The 879-nt window shown below is 60.5% G+C and carries 2 pseudogenes; both read left to right on the top strand.

The features are described from left to right. A pseudogene (locus tag ADK28_RS25970) lies at positions 1-443 on the top strand (type VI secretion system ATPase TssH); the annotation flags it as partial. Between the two features lie 2 nt (positions 444-445). Continuing rightward, positions 446-879, top strand: a pseudogene (locus tag ADK28_RS25965) (sigma-54-dependent Fis family transcriptional regulator); the annotation flags it as partial.

Genomic DNA, 879 nt, shown 5'->3' with positions numbered 1-879 from the left:
TGTTCTTTCTGACCTCCAACCTGGGGTATCAGACTATCGTGGACAATGCCGGGGATCCGCAGGCGCTCCACGATGCGCTCTATCCGGAGCTGGCGGCCTTTTTCCGGCCCGCACTGCTGGCCCGCATGGAGATTATCCCTTATCTGCCGCTGTCATCCGACACGCTGAGAGCTCTTGTTCAGGGCAAGCTGGCGCATCTCAGTACGCTGCTGGCGCAGCGTTTTGGCGCGAGCGTTGAGACCGACGATGCGGTGGCTGACGAGATTTTGCGCCGGGCGACCCGCAGCGACAATGGCGCCCGTATGCTGGAATCCATCATTGATGGGGCCTTGTTGCCGCCGCTGTCGCTGAAATTGCTGCAGAAAATGTCACAGGCTGAACCCGTATCCCGCATCCGGATCGGACTTGAGGCGGGGGACTTTGTGGCGGTGGTGGAGGGGTGAACATGCTAAAGGCGATACAGTTCGCCCGGACCCTGCTTCAGCCGGACAATGATGCCGCGCTGGCCGACTGGCTGCTCGCCACCCTCAGGGAATGCTGGCAACCTGAGGGCATTATCCTGGGACTGTGTGATTACAGCGGGCGTTTACTGGCGTGTACCGGGTATCACCCTGCCGGGACCTTTCATCTGGTGCTGCCAGTGGATGACTTCGGCCATCCACTGGCCAGCGTGGTGCATGACAACGCCCCGCATCTCTGGGAAACCCTGCACGGGGGGGCCCGGACGGAACACGCGGGTTTTCGTGAACTGCTGATGACCATGCAGACCACCACAGGTCTGCTGGCACTGCCTGTCTGCGATGAAACGCAAAAAATCACCGGGGTGCTCGGATTCTTTGATGAGTCGGATGCCCTTCAGCGGTGGTCTGACAGCGAGTT

Source organism: Serratia sp. 506_PEND, assembly GCF_001076875.1.
In the GTDB taxonomy this organism is placed as follows: Bacteria; Pseudomonadota; Gammaproteobacteria; order Enterobacterales; family Enterobacteriaceae; genus Serratia; species Serratia marcescens.
The sequence above is the reverse complement of the archived record's forward strand: the minus strand, read 5'-3'. Positions and strand labels throughout refer to the sequence as shown.